Consider the following 956-nt stretch of genomic DNA (forward strand, 5'->3'; position numbering starts at 1 on the left):
CGTCGGCCAGCGACACCTTCCGGCGGCAGCGCGGCCAGTGCTACTGCAAACTTGCTGAAAACGAATCAATTAAGGTCTCCTCCCCTATCAGCTTGGCCGCGTCTAACAGCAGCCAGGCTGCTTCAATTTCGTGCCCGTAGGAAATAACATCGGGCCGTGCCACCCACTGCTCATTAAAAAACAAGTGCATGTGGTAGGTCGTGGGGTCGACAATGTGGTCGGCGAAGAGGGCCAACAATTCGACAATTCGCTGCTTTAGTAGCGCCTCTGGCCATGCCCGGTATAGGTTGGCATACGCTTCCAGCACGTGTAGGTGTGTATTTGTAGTTTTCTTCTCGTTGGCGTCTTTAGCGCTCAGGCGCAGATCATTCAGGGGGGTCCAGTCACGGGCCAACGCTTCTAGGTATCCTCCATGTTCTGCATCATAGCTGTGTTGTTCAATGGTACGAAACAGCTCCTGCGCCAACGCCATGGCTTGTACATTGCCACTGGCTAGGTAGTATTCCGACACTCCATAGAGCGCAAATGCCAGCGCATAGATTTGCTTTTTAGTGTCTAGCGGCTGCCCCCGATAATCGACTGTCCAATACACACCGCTATGCTCAGAATCAATAAAATACTGCGTTATGTAGTCGAAAGCGCGGGTGGCCAGCGGCAGGTAGTCGGCATGATGGGTAGCGTTGTAAGCAGCCGAGAACGTCCATAGAATACGGGCATGCAGCACCGAGCCTTTCGGGGCGTAGGGTACCACGCGATTGTCGCTATCTATTCTGCCTTGAAAACCGCCGTATTCTTCATCCAGCGTGTGCGTACTCCAGTAGGAAAGAATGGCGGACAGCTCACGTTGAAACGAGTTGGTGAGGTGCATGGCAGAAGACAGAATAAATGAGAAACCCCTGGATATGGCGCGGTAGGGCTGCCCTACTAGCGTCCCTATTGCCCTACCCCATTATAGT

The 956-nt window shown here is 53.3% G+C and carries 1 protein-coding gene; it reads right to left on the reverse strand.

Annotation, left to right across the window (positions count from 1 at the left end; all coding sequences use genetic code 11):
* Positions 1 to 40 precede the first annotated feature (40 nt).
* Entirely contained in the window at positions 41 to 868 is an 828-nt protein-coding gene (locus VI25_RS22900; RefSeq protein ID WP_055562975.1) for an AGE family epimerase/isomerase, read from the reverse strand.
* Between the last annotated feature and the right edge of the window lie 88 nt (positions 869 to 956).

This window comes from Hymenobacter sp. AT01-02, assembly GCF_000961955.2.
GTDB lineage: Bacteria > Bacteroidota > Bacteroidia > Cytophagales > Hymenobacteraceae > Hymenobacter > Hymenobacter mucosus.

What these genes read in the sequence shown, in the direction of transcription:
- VI25_RS22900 (WP_055562975.1), bottom strand. Translation starts at nt 868, where the DNA reads ATGCACCTCACCAACTCGTTTCAACGTGAGCTGTCCGCCATTCTTTCC.